Source organism: Roseisolibacter sp. H3M3-2 (genome assembly GCF_029211165.1).
Lineage (GTDB): Bacteria > Gemmatimonadota > Gemmatimonadetes > Gemmatimonadales > Gemmatimonadaceae > Roseisolibacter.
In genome coordinates this window covers 2,721-20,542 of record NZ_JARGEK010000040.1, presented here as the reverse complement: position 1 = coordinate 20,542, position 17,822 = coordinate 2,721, and the positions used below count along the sequence as shown (strand labels likewise).

Genomic DNA, 17,822 nt, shown 5'->3' with positions numbered 1-17,822 from the left:
GGGGCTCGCGGCCGACGACGACGCGGCGCCGGCGCCCCCCGCGCGGCGGTGGGCGCCCCCGCTCGCCCCCACCGGGCCGGCGGCGCTGGCCATCGTGTGGAAGAACGCGGTGGCGGCGCTGCGCGCGACGGCGCTGGCGCGGGTGCTCGCGCTCTACGGCGTGGTCGCGGCCGGGCTGCTGGTGCTCTCGGCGCGCGACCCGCGGCTGGCGGAGATCGTGACGGTGGTCGTCGGCGTGTGGCTGACCATGCTGCTCGCCGCCGGCCCGCTGTGGGTGCGCTTCGACCTGCGGCAGGACCTGGCGCACCTGGCGGTGCTGCGCGCGTGGCCGCTGGCGGGGCGCGACGTGGTGCGCGCCGAGGTGCTGGCGTCGACGCTGGCGCTGACGGCGGCGCAGCTGGCGATCCTCCTCCTGCTGTACCTCGCGTCGCTGGGGGCGCCGTTCGCGCTCGGCTTCTCGCACGTCGAGCGGGGGGCGGGGCTGGCGGCGGCGGTGCTCGGGCTGCCGGGGGTGAACGCGGCCAGCCTGACGGTGCAGAACGGGGCGGCGCTGCTCTACCCCGGGTGGGTGCGCCCCGCCATGGGGCCGCGGGGGGTCGAGGCGATGGGCCAGAACCTGCTCTCGACCACGGTGGCGCTTGCGGTGGCGTCGCTCGTGCTCGCCCTCCCCGCGGCGGCCGCCGCCGCGCTGGCGTGGGCCCTGCGCCCGGCGCTGGGGGTGTGGGCGCTGGCGCCGGCGGCGGCGCTGCTCAGCGCGGCGACGCTGCTCGAGTTGCGGCCGCTGCACGGGTGGCTGGGGCGCGTGTTCGAGCGCACCGACCCGAGCGCGCTCGGGGCCGCCCGCTGAGGACGTCGGCGCTATCTTACGGCCGTGACGAGATCCCCCCTGCCCCCGGAGCACCGGTCGTGAAGTCCGAGGAACCGTACGACCCCTTCAAGGATGGCGACGACCCCGACGACGAGTTCGCGGGGGACGGCGACGACGACGAGGCGGGCGACGACGACGAGGACGAGGACGACGAGAGCGAGGACGACGAGGACGAGGACGGCCCGCAGCGGCCGGCCGTCTTCATCACGACCGCGCAGCCCGTCGCGATCCGCGTCGACCGGCTGGACGACGAGCGCGCCCCCGAGGGCTCGGTGCTCGGCGCCTTCATCGGCGACCGGCTGGTGGCGCGCAGCGCGATGGACCCGGAGGCGATCGACCGGCTGCTCGGGCTCGGGCTGTTCCAGCAGCCGGTGCCGCTCGGCCTGTTCGCGTACGAGGAGGAGCCGGGGCTGCAGTGCCGGCTGTTCGCGCTCATCCCCAGCGGCACGCTGAGCGAGGCCGCGCACGCCGACGAGCCGTGGAAGGCGAGCGTCCCGAGCTACGAGGACTCGCTCAAGGACGCCGACGAGGAGGAGGGGGACGGCCCGCAGCTGGAGACGGTCCTGCTCGGCCACATCGTGCGCTTCGCCGCCGATCGCAAGCACCCCGACGACCTGGCGGCGGAGGCGGTGGACGTGCTGCACAAGATCCTCACCGGCGGCACGCTCAGCGACGCGAGCAGCCGCGCGATCGACGACCTGCTCGACAACCTCTGAGGCGGGGCGGGGTTGGAGGACGCGAAACGGCCGGGCGCGCGAGGCGCCCGGCCGTCGATCGGTCGGTTCCTACTGGGGCTGTCGGGTGAGACCGCGCAGCGGCACCGCGAGCCCCGCCGTCAGGCGCCAGCCACCGGTCTGGCGGTACTTCTCACGATCGTCGCCGAAAAGCGCCGCGATGGCGGCGTAGGGGTTGCCGGGGTAGTACTGCGGAACGGTGGCGCCGAGCACCAGGACTGGCGGAAAGCATTTGCCTTCTCGAACGCAGCCCAGATTCTCCGTGTAAAGGACGCCGAGCGTCAACGCGGGCGCAGACCACGTCGCCTGGTCCGGTACGCTCCGTCCGAGTTCCGCAGGAATCCGCCGGTCCGCAGTGTCCATCTGGGTCATGGCGAGCGTCGGCCAGACCACGACCTTGCCTGCGGGCAGCTCGCCCAGCGCAATGCCGGCGGTCGAGGTGATGCGACGGCCGCGGACCGTGGGAATGCCCACGTTGACCGCGAGGTTTTGCTTCAGGTAGGTCCCGAGCTTCGCGTCGGCCAGCGCACCGAATACCGCGCCTGCCACCGCGCCCACGAGGTTCGTGCCCAACTCCACGTCCTGCGCCCACCCACGTCGGCCTGACGCAGCTCTGGTCGCGTTGTAGCCGAGGGTGAAGTTCACGGCGGGTCCGAAGAGCGCGGGCACGATCCCTGACCGGGCCGCCCGCAGGTCCTCGAGCAGCGCGTCGAGCTCCGTGGCGTCAGCCGAGGCGGGAGCAAAGTTCGCCGCCCTGGCGGCGGTCCGCGTCTCGACTTCGTCCATCGTGCGCCGCAGCTCACGCAGGCGCGCCTCCAGCACGGCGGCTCCCGCGGCGCCGCGCGGAACCTCGAGTGTGCGCTCCGCCGCCTCGGACGCTCGGCGGAGTGCGTCCTCGAGATCCCCTCCCGCCCGTGCGATCGCCGCCGAGCCGGTACGGCCGCGATCCAGGACAGCCAGAACGCGCGCGACTGCGGCCCGCCGCTGCGATTCGACGGCGTCGGGTAGGTTCTGCACTGCCTGCGCGGCCTGCGCGTGCACCGGGCGAGCAGAGGCGACGCCAGACGTCCCCGCGCCGGCAACGACGAGCAGCGCGATCGTCGAACGCGCGGGACGACGGGCCGGCAGCTGATGGTCAGGCACTGGCTCCTCCGGATGTGTGGTGGATCGGGGGATGCGCGGCCGCGACCCGCGCGGCCGCGCCCCGAGCGTCAGCAGTCGAGCGTGTAGGTGAACAGCGTCCGCGTCGACATCTGGATGGACCTGGTGGGCCAGTAGCCCCCGTTGGTCACGTCCCGGACGAAGACCGCCCGGTTTCCCGCCGCGACACCGTACTCCACACGTCCGCCGGCGGAAAGCGTGGTCCGTCCCTGGTTCACGTTGTCGATCGTGACCTCGAGCGTCGTGGTAGGGCATCCGCGCCCCAACTCTACGAACAGGACGCCGAGGCCTGGGTAGCGGCGGTCGTAGTCCGCCCACGGATCCACGCCGCCTGCGGGATCCGTCGCGAGTTCCGGACAGGCGGTGAGCGTGACGCTCGCTGCAAGCAGCGCGAGGAAGCGGGCGCGGCTGAGGGCGAGACGTCGCGGACGAGAAGGGGGTCGCATTGTCAACGTCCTCGTGTCGGGGGCGTGGCGAGTGAGCGCGGTCAGTTCGTCCACAGCTGGTAGCGGTTGTAGACGTCCCCGAGATTCTCGATGCGCAGCCGGACCATCTGGCGGCCGCCGTTGCTCCAGTTCAGCACGCAGTAGTCGGTCTCGTCGTCGTCGCGTGCGATCTCCCGCCCATTCTCGTCGTAGACGAAGCAGTCGAGGTCCGTGTCGTTGTCGCCGTCGACCCGGATGCGCGCCTGGCCGGCGCCGCTGAAGCAGAAGCGCCAGGTCGCGCTAGCGTACGCGTTGACGCGCGCGGTTTCGGAGGTGGGGCCGGCGCAGCGTCCGGCGGCCAGGTCCGCAGCGTCCACCGCGCCCCCGGGGGTGAGCGGCGCGTCGCCGGCGCCGATGACGCCGGCGACCGACGTCGAGAGAAGGGCGGGCGCGGCGAACATGGCGAAGAGCGAGGAGAGGGAGCGCATGGTGACCTCCGATGCGGTGGGACGAGAGCCGGGGCGCGCCGTCGGGTCGACGGGTTGCGGGTCCGGAAGGCGGGGCGTAGCGTAGGCCGCCCCCGTTAGCCGGCTGTCAAACCGCCGTTAGATGCCGCCGACGCTTCGTCTGAGAGCCTTCGGAGGGCTGTCCCTCGACGGCGTGCCGCCGGTCGGCGGCGCGGGAACGCAGCGCCGTCCACTGGCCCTGATGGCTGCGCTGGCGGTGGCGGGGGAGCGCGGCATGCCGCGCGAGCGACTGGTCGCGCTCTTCTGGCCCGAGAGCGACGAGGACCGTGCGCGCAACGTGCTTCGGCAGACGCTGCACGCGCTCCGCCGCGATCTCCGCCAGCCCGACGTGGTGCTCGGCCAGGCGGAGCTGCGGCTGAACCCGGACGTGGTGGCGGCCGACGTCTCCGCCTTCGACGCCGCCGTGCTCCGCGGAGCGCTGGAGGAGGCGGTCGAGGCGTACGGGGGGCCGTTCCTCGACGGCGTGCACCTCGGCAACGCGTCGGAGCTGGAGCGGTGGATCGACGAGCAGCGCGGAGCGCGCCAGGCCCAGTACGTGGCCGCGGCGCGGGTGCTGGCCGAGCGGGCCTCTGCGCGCGGAGCGTGGGACGACGCCCTGACGCTTTGGAAGAGGGTGGCCGCCGCCGACCCGCTGGACGCGCAGGGTGCCGTCGGGCTGCTGCGGGCGCACGCCGCGGCGGGTGACGTGCCGGGTGCCCTGCGCCAAGGGCGCGTGTACGAGGCGCTCCTACGACAGGAGCTCGACGTGGCGCTGCCCGGCGAGGTCGCCCGCGTCGTCGAATGGCTCCGCGACGGCGCGCCGGCTGCCCGTCCCCACGTCACGATCGTCCCGGCGACCGCCGAGCGACCGGCGGCGCCGCCGAATGCCGAGGACGACGATCCTCCCACCCCGCGAGATCCAGGCGTGTCGGCGGCGTGGCGTTCCGCGACGGAAGAGCCGGCGCATCCGACCGCGCCTGCGGTGCCGGCGCTGGGGCGCGAGTCGAGCGCGGGCGTCGCGCGGGCGCGTGGATGGAAATCGCGCCGAGCGGGCGTCGCACGCCTCGCCCTCCTGGCGATCTGCGGGGCGCTCCTGACGGGGGTGCTTGCCCGGGCGCGCGGTCGGTCGGCGGCCCTGGATGCGCGCACCTACGCCGTGCTGCCCTTCGCCGACGAGGGTAGCCCGGGCCCGATCGACGGCCGTCAGTCCGCGCTGCTGCTCGCCGACCACCTGGGGCGCTGGTCCGGCGTCAGGCTGGCGGACAGCCGCCGGATCGCCGATCAGCTGCTCCGACAGGGCGCGCCGCCGTCGCTGGAGGCGGCCCTCGCACTCGCCCGCAGCGTCGGCGCTCGCCACCTGGTGTGGGGGAGCGCGGCGCGCCTCGGGGACAGCGTTCGCGTGCACGCCGCGCTGTACGACGTCGTCACCGCCGATCTGACCCGGGAGCGCGTCGTGCGCGTCGCCGGGGAGATGGCAGCGCTCGACGAAGCGTTCCGCGCGCTGGCGACCACGTTGCTCGGCGTGGCGCCCGACGCCGCAGGCGGGCCCGCTCCGACGCTCGTCCTCGACGCATGGCGCGCGTTCGGTCGCGGGGACTCCGCACTCTCCGGCTGGGACCTCGTGACGGCCCGCCACGAGCTCGCGCAGGCGATCCGCCTGGACTCGGCCTTCGCGCCCGCCGCCCTCCAGCTCGCGCAGGTGCTGGCATGGTCGGACGACGCGTCGAGTGCGGAGCGACGGGCGGCGGCGCTCCATGCGTGGTCGCTCCGGGACCGGCTTCCGGTCCACGGACGCACGGCGGCCGAGGCGCTCCTCGCGATAGCGTCGGGCCACCACGACAGGGCGTGCCAGCGCTACGGTGAGCTGATAGCGCGGGACTCCAATGACTTCGGCGCCTGGCTCGGCCTCGGTGACTGCCAGGCGCAGGACGCCCTGGTGCTCCCCGGCCCGGCGGGGGCCGAGCGACCGCGATTCCGGAGCAGCTATCACGCGGCGGCGCGCGCGTACGAGCGCGCGCTGGACCTCGCGCCATCCTTTCTCGGAGATCGGCGCGGATGGGCGTTCGCCCGCTTCACGCGCATCCTCACGACCGAGCCGGCTCGCCCGCGGCTCGGCTACGCCGTCGACGGGTCGGACACGACGCGGTTCGCCGGCTTCCCGAGCCTCGCCGGTGACACCATCGGATTCGTGCCCCTGACCATCGCGGAGATCCAGGCCGGCGGCGACCGGCGGGACATCGCGGCGCGCACCCGGGCGATCCAGTTCAACCGACGAAGGCTGCGCGACGTCGCTCGGCGCTGGGTCGCGAGTTCGCCCGGCAACCCGTCGGCGCTCGAGGCGCTCGCGATCGCGCTCGAGCAGGTGGGGCAGATCACCCCGGAGGACCGCCCCGCCGACGGCGCGCTGGGCGCCACGGCCCGGGCGCTCGCCGCGTCGCGCGACGAGGAGCAACGGCTCCGACTCGGCATCGCGCGCGCGCGGTTGCTCCTGAAGTCCGGCGACTTCGAACGGGCGGCGCGTCAGGCCGACTCGCTGCTGGGCGCGCACCCTCGGCCGTCGCCGGGCTTCGCGGAGATGCTGGCGCCGGTGGCGGCGTTGCTGGGGCGCGCGCAGCGAACGACCGAGCTGCTGCGGGCGGCCGCGATCGGCCAGGACCCGTACGTCGTCGTTCCGGTCCCGCTCTCCCCGCCTCACGCGGTACGCTCGGCTGCTGCCTCACTGGTCGCGATGGCGGCGCTCGGGGCGTCCCCCGATTCGGTCGCTCGGTCCGCGCGCGGCCTGCTGCAGGCGGTCGATGCCACCGTGCCCCGCACGGAGCGCGCGGCGGTCCGCGGCGCCGTCCTGCGCGTTCCGTTTCGCCTCGCGTACCGCGAGCTGCGCGCGGCCCGCGTCGACACGGCGGGGCTGCCGTCCGACTTCCTGCTCTCCTGGCACGGCTACCGTGAGCGCGGCGATATGGTGGGGCTGCACGCAGCGATCGCGAGCTTCCGTGCCTCGCGGGTCGACGCCGTGCCGGGGAGCCTGACGATCGACGTCTCGCTCCAGATGGCCGCGCTGCTGATGGCCGTCGGTGACTCCGCGGCCGCGCGAGAGGTGGCGGCCGACGCGCTGGACGCGCTGTCGACGAGTTCGACGCGACTACTCGACTACGTCGAGAGCGCCGCGGCGCTCCCCCGCCTGCTGACGCTCGCCGCACATCTCGATCGCCGGTTCGGGGATTCCGCCTCGACGCAGAGGTGGACCCTTGCCGCCCGGGCCCTCTGGTACTCGGCCGACGGGTGGTTGCTCCCAGACGAGACGCACCCGGCCTCGGGAACTGCGTCCGTCGCTCGCAGGTGAACCCGACCCTCTCATGCACAGCACACCGAATCGTCGCACACGCCCGACCGCCGCGCACGCGATCGTGTTCGCGGTGGCGTGCCTCTGGGCCCTCGCGTCATGCGGCGGCCCGCCCGAGGCCGGCAGCGCCGACACGGCGACGCCCACGAGCGCGACGCCCACGAGCGCGACGTCCGACGACCGTGCCGATGCGCCGGCGCAGGCGCGACCCAGGCCGAGAGGGCTCGCGCGGGGAAGCATCGGGCAGGCGGCGGCCCGGCAGGCACACAAGCGGGATCACTGGGAGGAGGTCGGGGACGCACAGGCCGGTCACGACGAGATCGACTGCAAGGGCGCCTGCACCCCCGCGAAGAACAGGCTGCGGCTCCAGGTCCGGCCCGCCCGGGACGTGCGCCACCTCGACTCTGCCGATTTCGACACCGCCTTCTTCCTGGTCGCCCGATACCGGATCGCCCCCTCCGAGAACGCCACGATCGCCGGACTGCCGGCTCGGCCCGGGGAATGGGTGGGGCAGTGGGTCGGCCCAGGACAGGGGAACCGGCACGTGAGCCTTCTCATCAACGAGCGCACCGGAGTGACCGTCGCGCGGGTCTTGAAGCGCTGCGTGATGGACAACCAGGATCGAGACCAGGCGAGATGGCGCCCCGACTCGATCCCGCAACACGACGAGTGCTTCCCGGAGATGCGGGCCACGACGTCATCAGGGGCACTCGCGCCGGCGGCGAAGGGCAAGGTACCGTTCCACATGCACGTAACAGGGTGGTTCTCGTGCAGCGACGGATGCTGCGCCGGGTTCGGCGACCTCCTCGCCCCCGGCAGCTGGGAGCCCCGGTAGCGCCGACGGGCAGCGGTCGTCGCCCAACTGCAGGATCCGCCGGGCGCACTCGGCTTCGCGTCCGGCGAGGAGCGTGCGTCCCGCGACGGCGTGCGCCTCGGCCGCCCAGGCATGCTGGGCGGCCGACACGACGCGCGACTCCATCCGGACGGCGGCGGACAGCCGGAGGTCCGGGGTGCGGCCGTCCAGGCACGAGTCGCAGGACGGCAGGCGCCAACCCGTCGCACGGCCGAGGAGCCAGCGCACGTCGGGCGCGGCGTCCCCCCGGTAGTGCCAGTCGTGGCGCCGCGCGTGCTCGCCCGCCTGCTCGTCGGCGGCGGCGGCGCGTGCAGGCATCCCCCCGCCGCGCGTCCGTACGACCGGCGCCGCCGACAGCACACCGACGAGGACCACGCCGACGAGCGCCGCGGCGAGCCGCCGGCGGCGCGAGGCGCGCGCGCTCACGGCGTCAGCGTGAACGTGAGCTCGATCGCCCCGCTTCCCTGCTGCACCAGTCCGCTGAAGCCGTCGAAGTACGTGTAGCGACCGACGTATCCGCTTCCGCTGCGGAACGCCTGCACGTTGCTGTTCGAGAACAGGCGGTAGTATCCGAAGAACACGCGGCTGGCGCCGACGGACGCGGTGCAGTTGCACCGGTTCTCCGAGTTCAGCCCCATGTTCACGCCGAGCAGCAGCGTCGTGGCCGTCCGGTTGGTCACCAGCGGGGCGAAGTACGGGGTGCCGCCCACGTCGTTGTCGACCGTGAAGGCGACGGTCTGGCCCGTGTTCGTCACGGATGCGAAGCTGCCGCTCATCGAGACGCCGAGCGGCTGCCCGCCGAGCACCGGGCGCACGAGCGACCAGCCGACCACCGCATTCGCGACCGTGGTCGTCGTCTGGCGGGTGCTCTGCGCGGGCACGCTGCCGACGACCGTCCCATTGACGGTGACGTTCACCGGTGCCAGCAGCTGGTTGGTGACGGCGATGGTCAACGTCCGCGGGGTCGGGGTCGGAGTGGGGGTCGGCGGCTGGGGGGCACTGACGACGACGGTCGCCGTCCCGCTACGTCCCGGGGCGGCCGCGGTGATGACGGCGGACCCGACACTCGCGCAGCGGACGATGCCGTCGTAGACGCCCGTCGAGGCGACGCTGGCAACCGACGGGGCGCTACTACTGAAGATCACGGGCCCGGGCGCAGCGGCTCCCGCGGCGTCGACCGGCGCCGCCGAGATGGACACGCTCTCTCCCGGCAGGCAGCGGAGCGTCGACGGCGTGAGCCTGACCGTCCCCCCGGTCGGCGGCGTCCCTGTACCCCCGCCGGCGGGAGTGACCGTGACGCGCGCGGCGCCGCTGATGCCCTCCGCGATCGCCTCGACGGTCACCGTCCCCGGCGTGATGCCCCGCACCAGTCCGGCGTCGCTGACCGTCGCGATGACGGGACCGCGACTGACCCACGCGACGGCCCGGTCGGAAAGCACTGCTCCGCTCGCATCACGGACGAGCGCGGTGAGACGGACCTCCTGCCCGACGGTGATCGAGGGAGCATCCGGCGAGACGGCCACCGACGCTACCGCAGGGCGCGCCGGGGCGAGCACCTGGGTCGCGGCGCTCCCCGTCACGCCCGCGATGGTTGCCGTGACGGTCGCGCCTCCGGCAGCAAGGGCGACTACGCCTCCGTCCGCGTCGACGCTCAGGACGGCGGTGCTCGACGAGATCCAGGTCGGTCGGGCGCTCGCGACCACTTCGCCTGTCCGATCACGCCCCACCGCCGCGACAGTGACTCGCTGGCCGACGGTCATGGACGACGGAAGGCCGATGACTCCGACCGAGGTGACGGCCGATCCGGACGGCGCGGGGGCTGGCGGCGGCGACTGTTGAGACGGCGACGCAGGGTCCTTGGTGCAGAAAGCCAGCGGCATCGCGAGTGCGGTCAGGCGGACCATAGCCCGCATGAGCGACTTGGTCATCAGAGCATCCTCCTCCGGCAGGGACGTTCCGACTCGCGAGGGAGGGGGCCCGAGGGCCGCGGCTACCCACCCCGATGTCGGAGATGAAGGCCGACGGCCGGGCGCCGTCGACGCGTCCCGGAGGGTGGCGGACGAGCGTCAAAGGGGCGTGAGACCGGCGTCAAGTCGCTCTGACGCCGGCCGAACGCACGAGCGGCCGGGCGCGCAGGGCGCCCGGCCGCTCGTTCTGTAGCGTACCGAGATCAGGCCGCCAGCTGGTTCGTCGGCTTCCACCCCTTCGTCTTCTTCCCGGTCCGCACCAGCTCGTAGCGGGCCGGCGGGAAGCCGTGGACGCCGATCTCCAGCATGTCGCCGAGCTGCACGAGGGCCTGTTCGGCGATGGCCTCGAGCGCGTCGTCGAAGGTGTCGCTCTGCACCTCTCCCGCCTCGCGGAGCGTGCCGGCCTTGCCGAGGGCGAACGTGAATCGGGGCATGCGGTCTCCTGTGCTCACGGGTCCCGGGCGCGTCGTGCGTGGCCACTGCCGAGTGCTGCTCACAGCTGCTCACAGCCGCTCGCTGCTGCTGCCTGCCGCTCACTGCTTCGGAATGCGAGTGGCGTGCCGTGCGTGCCGGGGCTGTGCTATGCTACCCCGCGTCCCCGCCAGCGTTCGTCGGCCGGCGTCCGGCCGCCACCACCCGCCGCCTGCCATGCCGCCTGTCGCCGCGACGCCGGTCGCCACCACCCTCGCCCCCGGCGTCTCCCTGCTCGACCTGCGCTTCCAGGGAGTGTCGGGCGCGGTCGCCGCATACTTGATCGCCCACGGGGACGCGCGCGTCCTGGTCGAGACCGGGCCGGGCTCCACGCTCCCGGCGCTGCGCGACGCCGCCGCCGCCGCCGGGCACGCGCTGGCCGACGTGACGCACGTCGTGGTGACGCACATCCACCTCGACCACGCCGGCGCGGCCGGCGCGGTGCTGCGCGAGGCGCCGCGCGCCCGCCTCTACGTCCACCCCGCCGGCGCCGCGCACCTGGTCGACCCGTCGAAGCTGATCGCCAGCGCGTCGCGCATCTACGGCGACCGGATGGACGCGCTGTGGGGCGCCTTCCTCCCCGTCCCCGCCGACCGCCTGTCGACGCTCGCCGACGGCGAGGCGATCCCGCTCGGCGGCGGGCGCGCGCTGACCGCGTGGCACACGCCGGGGCACGCGTCGCACCACGTCGCGCTGCACGACGGCGCGACCGGCGACGTCTACACCGGCGACGTCGCCGGCGTGCGCCTCTCCGGCGCGCCGCACCTCCGCGCGCCCACGCCGCCCCCCGACGTCGACCTCGCGGCGTGGGACGCGAGCCTGCGCCGCCTGCGCGCCCTCGCCCCCGCGCGCCTGCTGCTCACGCACTTCGGCGCGGCGCCCGACCCGGAGTGGCACCTCGACGAGCTGCACGCGCGGCTGCACGCCTTCGCCGGCTGGGTCGAGGGGCGCCTCGACGCCCCGGACGCCGACCCCGCCTCGCTCGGCCCCGCCGTCGCCGACCGCGGCGCCGCCGCCCTCGCCCGCGCCCTCCCCGGCGCCGACCCCGCGGCGCTCGCCGCCCTCACCGAGGCGTACGAGCTGGCGAACCCGTCGTACATGCAGGCTGCCGGGATGGCCAGATATCTGAAGAAGCGGGAGTCAGAAAAGCGGGAGTCGTAAGAGCGCACTGCGCCGTCACGACTCCCGCTCTTTCGACTCCCGTAGTGACGACTCCCGCCGTTCAGGGATTCAGCCAGTAGGAAAGCTTGACCAGGAACGTGTTGTTCGGGTGCAGCCCCAGCAGGTCCTGGTACTCGCGGCGCACGTCGAGACGGTCGTTCTGGCGGTCGGTGAAGGCGTCGCGGCCGTGCGCCCAGACGAGGAAGAGCGTGGAGCCGGGGCGGTACTCCCAGCGCAGGACCGAGTTGGTGCGCAGCTGCTTGAAGTCGAGCCCCCCCGGGTCGCGCCCCTCGCCGTAGGGGCGGAAGCGGTCGGCGAAGCGCGCCGCGCGCGGGTTGGCCAGCTCGCGCCAGTCCGAGTAGTCGCCGACCGAGATGTAGGGCTGGCCGTAGAACTGGAACGACAGCGTGGGCGACGCGGTGTAGTTGAGGCGCGTCGTCATCGACAGCGTCTTCTGGTCGAGGCGCGCGAAGGTGTAGTGCGTCGTGTCGGCGCCGGCGGCGCCGTAGTTGGCGAACCACTGCGCGGCGGTGACCGACTGGTCCCAGTTGGCGCCGACCGACGCCGAGAACTGCGAGGCCACGCGCACCTGCACCGACGGGTTCACGTACCAGCCGTGCGAGTTCCCCTCGTCGCTGCCGTGGCTGCCCGCGAAGAACGAGCCCGTCACCGCCTTGCGGTAGTCGCTCTCGACGCCCGCCCACGCGCTCCAGTTGGGCGCCCGGCGCACCGCCGGCCCGCCGCGCGCCACGCGGTCGTCGTAGACCGAGCCGAAGTTGTTGAAGTTGCCGCCCACGTGCCCCCACCACTGGCTGTGGAACTGGAGGTGCCAGTTGACGTTGGAGCTCGAGAACGTGGGGAGCCCGGCGGTCGTCCAGCCGCCCGCCGCGTTGAAGTTGAAGAAGCCCTGGCGCATGACGCGGTTCGGCTTCTGCACGTTGATCGAGAACCAGTTGCGGAACAGCTGCTCGTCGGCGCGCTGCTGGAAGCCCAGGTCGTTGATCTCGAAGCCCGGCGAGTAGCGCTGGTACACCGACTGGAAGCGCGTCACGCCGCCGCCGAACTTGCTGAACGACACGCGCTGCGCGTCGCCCACGAGGCTCGTGCGCGTCGGGTCGAGCGCGATGTCGTCGTCGGGGCGCTGGTAGCGGTGCACGCCGTCGCGCTGGAGCGCGGCGATGGCCGACGCGGTGCCGGCCACGCGGCTCCCCGACAGCGACGTGTGCAGCTCGTAGTTCCGGTTGAAGAAGCGGTACCGGAAGTCGACGCCGCCCGTGTACGCCTGGCGGCGCAGGAAGCTCGACGTGAGCGAGTCGGCGTTCCGGTTGACCGCGGTGACCATGGCGCCGAAGTCGCCCTGCCCCTGGTTCAGGTCCTGCTGCGCGCGGGCGACGAAGTAGTTGGTGCCCGGCTCGATGGTGCGCCCCTGCGTGCCGACCTCGCGCTGCGTCACGGCGTCGAGCACGCCGATCGACGCGCCGCCCGGCAGGCGGCCGGTGAGCTTGGCGGCGCCGAGGATGGTGGTGTTGACCGGGCTCCCGGCGTCGCCGAACGAGCCGCCGAGCTGCGGCGAGCGGCCGACGCGGCGCGAGTAGAACAGCCCGCGGCAGCCGGTGTCGATGTCGTTGCAGGAGTTGCGGAAGGTGAAGATCCCCGCCCCCTCCAGGAAGAACGGGCGCCGCTCCTCGAAGAACTGCTCGAAGGCGCCGAGGTTGAGCACCGCCGGGTCGGCCTCGACCTGGCCGAAGTCCGGGTTGATCGTCGCGTCGACCGTGAGGTTGGACGTCAGCCCGTACTTCACGTCGGCGCCGAGCGCCTGCTCCTGCGGGTGCGCGTAGCCGGCGGCGCCGCCGGTGCGCGCCTGCGTGACGTTCTTGGTGACGACGTACGGCGACACCTCGAGGCGGCGCGGCGTGGCGAAGCCGGCGAAGCCGCCGATCTCGCCGGCCTGCGACACGTAGCCCTGCCGGTCGCGCCGGTAGAGGGGCCAGCTGATGCGCTGCGCGGTGCGGGCGACGTCGCGCACCACCATGAAGCCGAACGTGTGCGCGTCGCGCTTCGGGAAGCGGAGCTGCGACAGCGGGATGCGGAACTCGGCCACCCACCCCGCCGAGTCCACGCGCGCGGCGCCGTCCCACACCGCGTCCCAGGTCACGTCCTCGACGTTGTCGTTGTAGACGTAGAAGTCGCGCTTCACCCCGGCCGGGTTCAGGATGAACTGGTAGGCCGTGCGGCGGTCGTGGTAGCTGTCGATCACCAGCTTGAGCTGCTCGCTCTGCGTGCGCACGTCGCGGCGGCTGAGCAGCGAGATGATCGAGTCGGGGGCGGGGTCGAACATGCGCGCGGCGACGTACAGGTACTTGTCGTCGAACAGCACGCGGACCTCGGTCTTGAACCGCGGGACGGCGCCCGGGGTCGGGTCGTACTCGAGGAACTCGTCGATCACCTGCGCGTCGCGCCACGCCGGGTCGGCGTCGCGCCCGTCGATGGCCGGGGCGCTGGCGGCGCGGCGCGCCTCGGCGACGCGGGCGGACGCGCGGTCGGCGCCGCGCGCGGGGGCCGGGACGACCTCGCCCGCGGCGGGGCGCACCGGCGTCTGGGCGTTGGCCTGCGCGCGGGCCTGGGTGCCGGCGGCGGCGAGGAGGAGGGCGGCGAGGCGCCACCCGGAGAGGCGGGGGGAGTGCATGGCGGGGCGGAACGGGCGTCGTCCGCGCGCGCCCGGGGACGGGGCGCGCGCCCGGCGGCGCGACCGGACGGTGGGACAGCGCGTGGACGCGGAGGGTTTGCAGGTTGGACGACGCAGGTTCCCCGGGCGCATGTCATCGAGTTGTCAACGCGCGCCCCGCCGGCCGGCTTCTGCGCCCGCGGCGCCCCCGTTACTCTGCGGCGTGCCCCTCCCCACCCTGACGGCCGTCCGCTACGTCCAGCCCCTGCGCGAGGGGGGATCGCTCCCGGCCGTGGTCGACACCGCCGACGACGCCGGGCTCTGGGTCGCCAAGTTCCGCGGCGCCGGGCAGGGCGCGCGCGTGCTGATCGCCGAGCTGCTGGTGGGCGGGCTGGCGCGCGCGCTCGGGCTCCCCGTCCCCGACCTCGCGCTGCTGGAGCTGCCGGCGGAGTTCGGGCGCATGGAGCGCGACTCCGAGATCCAGGAGCTGCTGCGCAGGAGCGAGGGGCTGAACATCGCCATGCGCTACCTCGACGGCGCGTTCAACCTCGACGTCCTGGCCGCCGGCGACCTGATCGCGCCCGACCTCGCGGCGCGGATCGTCTGGTTCGACGCGCTGACGACGAACATGGACCGCACCGCGCGCAACCCGAACCTCCTGGTGTGGCAGCGGCGCCCCTGGCTCATCGACCACGGCGCGGCGCTGTACGTCCAGCACGACTGGCGCGGCGTCGACGAGGCGCGCACGCGCGCGCCCTTCCCGATGATCCGGCAGCACGTCCTGCTGACGCACGCCGGCGACCTGCGCGCCGCCGACGCCGAGCTGGCGCCGCGCGTGACCGAGGCGCTGCTGGCCGGCGTGCTGGCCGACGTCCCCGACGCGCTGTTCGACGACCCGTCGGGCCCCGTCGGCGCCGGCGAGCTCCCCGACCCGGCGGCGGCGCTGGCGCGCTACGCCGAGTACCTGGCGACGCGGGCCCGCGCGCGGCGCGCCTTCCTCGACGCGGCGGTGGCGGCGCAGGAGGACGCGCGCCGCGCGCCGCCGCCGCGCCTGCGGGCGCGCCGGTGACACCGGTGACATCGGTGACATCGGCGACCCCGCGCCAGGCGTACGACTTCGCGGTGCTGCGCGCGGTCGCGCACCCGCACCTCGGCACCTTCGTGCCGGTGGGGGTCGTGGTGCACGCGCGCACCGCGGAGTTCCTGGCGCTGCGCACGCTGCGCGACGCGGCCGCGCTGCGGGCGCGCGTGCCGGACGTCGACGCCGAGCTGCTGGCGCGCTACCTCGACGCGTGCGAGGCGGTGTGCCGCGGCGACGCCGCGGCGGGGCCGGTGGCGCTGGCGCCGCCGTCGGAGCGCTTCCACTGGATCACGGCGCCGCGCTCGGACGTGATCCAGTGCTCGCCGGTGCACGCGGGGCTGTGCGACGACCCGGCGCGCGCGCTCGACCGGCTGTACGCGGAGTACGTGGGCTGAGTAGTCCCTCAGCAGTGGGGAAGGGCAGTCTCCGGCCCGACAGGATTACTGCGCCGGGCTACAGGAACGGCGCACGGGGGCCCTACCGGTCATCGAGATCAGGCTCGATGAGTCCCGGAATACTGCGACTCATGAAGGCTGATCCACGCGCGAGCCTGCTCTCGATGCCATCGACAATGAAGTTGGCGAGCTTTTCCGACTCGTTCCATTTACGTGTCCGCCGATTGGCGTCTAGGTCATGGCTCCGAATTAGTGACCGCAGCACAGACGCTGGTTGCTCGCGCAGCAAAGATCTCGCTTCCCCCTCTCCGCGTTCGCGCAGTAAGGCGTATATGTCAGGAAGCGGTTGCGAGGCCGGCGTCGGCTTCGAGCGAGCACGTGGTTGAGATGGCAATGGCTCCAGAAGCGTGTCTAGTCGTTCTGCGAACCTAGGGTTTTGGTCAGCCTCCTCGGTAATGAGCCCAACGAGATCGCGGAGGAGTCTGGTCAACGCTTGGCTTCGCATTTCGCCTTGATCTCCTGTGTCAGACTACGCAGGTCTGCCTCAGCCGCTCCGTACTTGGCTTTGAAAGTACGAAGCTCTGCTTCTACGTCGGCGCCACGAGCGACTGCGACGGCTTGGGAGATTGTGTTCGCGAAGAGCGGAGGCTGTTCCAATGGGCCGCCTTCGCTGAACTTCCCGAGCCTTCGAGCCCTAAGATCTTCGATGACGCGCCGGTGCAGGTTATTGGATTGGACCTTAGTAGCCACGATCCCGATTGCAGGGATGGCTCGCTCAATGTCCTGCGCGAAGCGCTGGACGTTGTCGACAATCTGGTAGATCCCCCAGGTCGACACGATGTCGGGGATCGTGGGAATTACGTATCCCGTCGAGATGCGCAATCCGTTCTTGGTGACCGTACCTAGACTCGGCGGGCAATCAATAATGACGTAATCGTATCGGTCGAGCACAGGCTGCAGCGCGGTCCGCAGGATCTCAAGGGGATTCGCGGTGAAGTTTCCCGATAGTGCGATCATCGGGATCCTGTCCTGCAGATCGATCAATCGAATACTCGAAGGCAGGAGATCGAGACGCGAAATTCCATCAGCGATGGTGGAAACGCCGCGGACGATCGCCTTCTCGATATCAAATCGAGGCGTCGCGTGGGGATTGATTCGATCCTCAAACAGCTGCGCGACCGTGCGACCATTTGCATCCAGCTCAGCCCACTGATCTTCAGAGATCAGGGTGACGGTTGCGTTGGTCTGCGGATCCAGATCGATCAGCAGTACATGCTTGCGGTGCTCCTGCGCGAGCATCTCAGCCACCGCAACAGCAGTTGTCGTCTTTCCGACTCCGCCTTTGAGGTTGATGAAGCTGATGACATGTGTCTCCTGACCTCGAAAGCTCTTCACCCAGCTTTCGATCTTCTCACGTTCCCACACTGGACCACTCTGAAGATTCTGGAACGGGCGTGGGAAATCGTCGTAACGAATACGCCAGTTGCTCACTGCCTGCTTAGAAACGCCTGCGAGCTCAGCGATCTCTGCAATACCCACTAGCGCCTTCTGGTCCATCGGTCCCCGGGGTCACAGGAGAGAAAAGAGCCAGCCGTGTGACACAACTTACCGGATTCTGTGTACGATGTCAACAGAAGGTGGCTTCGTGGAGTGATTGACGCTTGCAGAGCGAGAGCGATCAGAGCACGCGGCGCACCCTGTGCTGTCTGATCCGCCTGGTTGACGGCTGCAGCAAGATCCCGGTGGGCCTGAATACCCTATTGGCGCGCGGGTACAACCTTCGTGTGCGCCGCCACCGTGGGGGGCGCGGCATCCAGCAGTGCTGACCAGGCGAGTCGGCGAAACGTGCGCGTCGCCCTCGGCACGCTGGGCTACCTACTGACCGCCGACGCGAAGGGCCGAGCGGTTGGCCGCAGCGCGATGCGCGGAGCACTACGCCGAGGTGGGTGGCGCAGTCGACGCGGCGCTTCCCCACCCGGGCTGCTTTACGCCCGCTAGGTGGCGGGCGGAGCGGGGAGCGTGCTCGCTAGCGCGAACGTTCCGCGCGACGGGATCGACAAGGGACGACGGGCCGCGGTACCGCTCGCGGTCATGTCGCGGGAGAACGCCCCACGCTGCGACCCGCACCGCCGGTCAGTGCCGGTCAGTGCCGGTCAGTGCCGGTCAGTGCCGGTCAGTGCCGGTCAGTGCCGGTC

At 72.5% G+C, this 17,822-nt stretch carries 13 protein-coding genes and 1 pseudogene; 6 read left to right on the top strand and 8 right to left on the bottom strand.

Translation table 11 applies throughout. From position 1 onward, the window contains the following. A pseudogene (locus PYV61_RS05785) lies at positions 1–847 on the top strand (hypothetical protein); the annotation flags it as partial. Between the two features lie 59 nt (positions 848–906). Then, on the top strand, positions 907–1,584 hold the full coding sequence (locus tag PYV61_RS05780) for a hypothetical protein (RefSeq protein WP_275829244.1): 678 nt from the start codon (positions 907–909) through the stop codon (positions 1,582–1,584). Between the two features lie 69 nt (positions 1,585–1,653). Here the strand turns inward: PYV61_RS05780 and PYV61_RS05775 are convergent, their stop codons facing one another. The 3 genes from PYV61_RS05775 to PYV61_RS05765 form a co-directional block, all read right to left on the bottom strand. Continuing rightward, on the bottom strand, positions 1,654–2,745 hold the full coding sequence (locus PYV61_RS05775) for a hypothetical protein (RefSeq protein WP_275829242.1): 1,092 nt from the start codon (positions 2,743–2,745) through the stop codon (positions 1,654–1,656). Positions 2,746–2,813: 68 nt separating this feature from the next. Then, complete coding sequence (locus tag PYV61_RS05770) at positions 2,814–3,263, bottom strand: hypothetical protein (RefSeq protein ID WP_275829240.1); 450 nt, start codon at positions 3,261–3,263, stop codon at positions 2,814–2,816. Further along, the gene (locus PYV61_RS05765) at positions 3,251–3,676 is read right to left on the bottom strand and encodes a hypothetical protein (RefSeq protein WP_275829238.1); all 426 of its coding nucleotides are present in this window, start codon (positions 3,674–3,676) and stop codon (positions 3,251–3,253) included. The genes PYV61_RS05770 and PYV61_RS05765 overlap by 13 nt, the downstream gene beginning before the upstream one ends. Positions 3,677–3,797: 121 nt before the next feature. Here PYV61_RS05765 and PYV61_RS05760 point away from each other — a divergent pair, with 121 nt between their 5' ends. Beyond that, positions 3,798–7,034 carry a BTAD domain-containing putative transcriptional regulator gene (locus tag PYV61_RS05760; RefSeq protein ID WP_275829236.1) on the top strand — a complete coding sequence of 1,079 codons (3,237 nt, stop codon included), beginning with the start codon at positions 3,798–3,800 and terminating at the stop codon, positions 7,032–7,034. Positions 7,035–7,734: 700 nt separating this feature from the next. On the opposite strand, the gene PYV61_RS05755 is transcribed toward PYV61_RS05760, so the two are convergent. The 3 genes from PYV61_RS05755 to PYV61_RS05745 form a co-directional block, all read right to left on the bottom strand. Continuing rightward, complete coding sequence (locus PYV61_RS05755; protein ID WP_275829234.1) at positions 7,735–8,313, bottom strand: hypothetical protein; 579 nt, start codon at positions 8,311–8,313, stop codon at positions 7,735–7,737. Then, positions 8,310–9,815 carry an Ig-like domain-containing protein gene (locus tag PYV61_RS05750; protein WP_275829232.1) on the bottom strand — a complete coding sequence of 502 codons (1,506 nt, stop codon included), beginning with the start codon at positions 9,813–9,815 and terminating at the stop codon, positions 8,310–8,312. The genes PYV61_RS05755 and PYV61_RS05750 overlap by 4 nt, the downstream gene beginning before the upstream one ends. 242 nt (positions 9,816–10,057) lie before the next feature. Next, the gene (locus PYV61_RS05745; RefSeq protein ID WP_275829231.1) at positions 10,058–10,288 is read right to left on the bottom strand and encodes a hypothetical protein; all 231 of its coding nucleotides are present in this window, start codon (positions 10,286–10,288) and stop codon (positions 10,058–10,060) included. A 214-nt stretch (positions 10,289–10,502) separates the two neighbouring features. On the opposite strand from PYV61_RS05745, the gene PYV61_RS05740 reads away from it, so the two are divergent. Next, on the top strand, positions 10,503–11,486 hold the full coding sequence (locus tag PYV61_RS05740) for an MBL fold metallo-hydrolase (protein WP_275829229.1): 984 nt from the start codon (positions 10,503–10,505) through the stop codon (positions 11,484–11,486). A 61-nt stretch (positions 11,487–11,547) separates the two neighbouring features. Here the strand turns inward: PYV61_RS05740 and PYV61_RS05735 are convergent, their stop codons facing one another. Beyond that, the gene (locus PYV61_RS05735; protein WP_275829227.1) at positions 11,548–14,172 is read right to left on the bottom strand and encodes a DUF5916 domain-containing protein; all 2,625 of its coding nucleotides are present in this window, start codon (positions 14,170–14,172) and stop codon (positions 11,548–11,550) included. 202 nt (positions 14,173–14,374) lie between these two features. On the opposite strand from PYV61_RS05735, the gene PYV61_RS05730 reads away from it, so the two are divergent. Further along, the gene (locus PYV61_RS05730) at positions 14,375–15,220 is read left to right on the top strand and encodes a HipA family kinase (RefSeq protein WP_275829226.1); all 846 of its coding nucleotides are present in this window, start codon (positions 14,375–14,377) and stop codon (positions 15,218–15,220) included. A gap of 14 nt (positions 15,221–15,234) precedes the next feature. Beyond that, positions 15,235–15,627, top strand: a complete 393-nt coding sequence (locus tag PYV61_RS05725) for a DUF3037 domain-containing protein (protein WP_275829224.1) — start codon at positions 15,235–15,237, stop codon at positions 15,625–15,627. A 486-nt stretch (positions 15,628–16,113) separates the two neighbouring features. Here PYV61_RS05725 and PYV61_RS05720 read toward each other — a convergent pair whose 3' ends face one another. Further along, positions 16,114–17,184, bottom strand: coding sequence for an AAA family ATPase (locus PYV61_RS05720; RefSeq protein WP_275829221.1), 1,071 nt, complete (start codon positions 17,182–17,184; stop codon positions 16,114–16,116). Between the last annotated feature and the right edge of the window lie 638 nt (positions 17,185–17,822).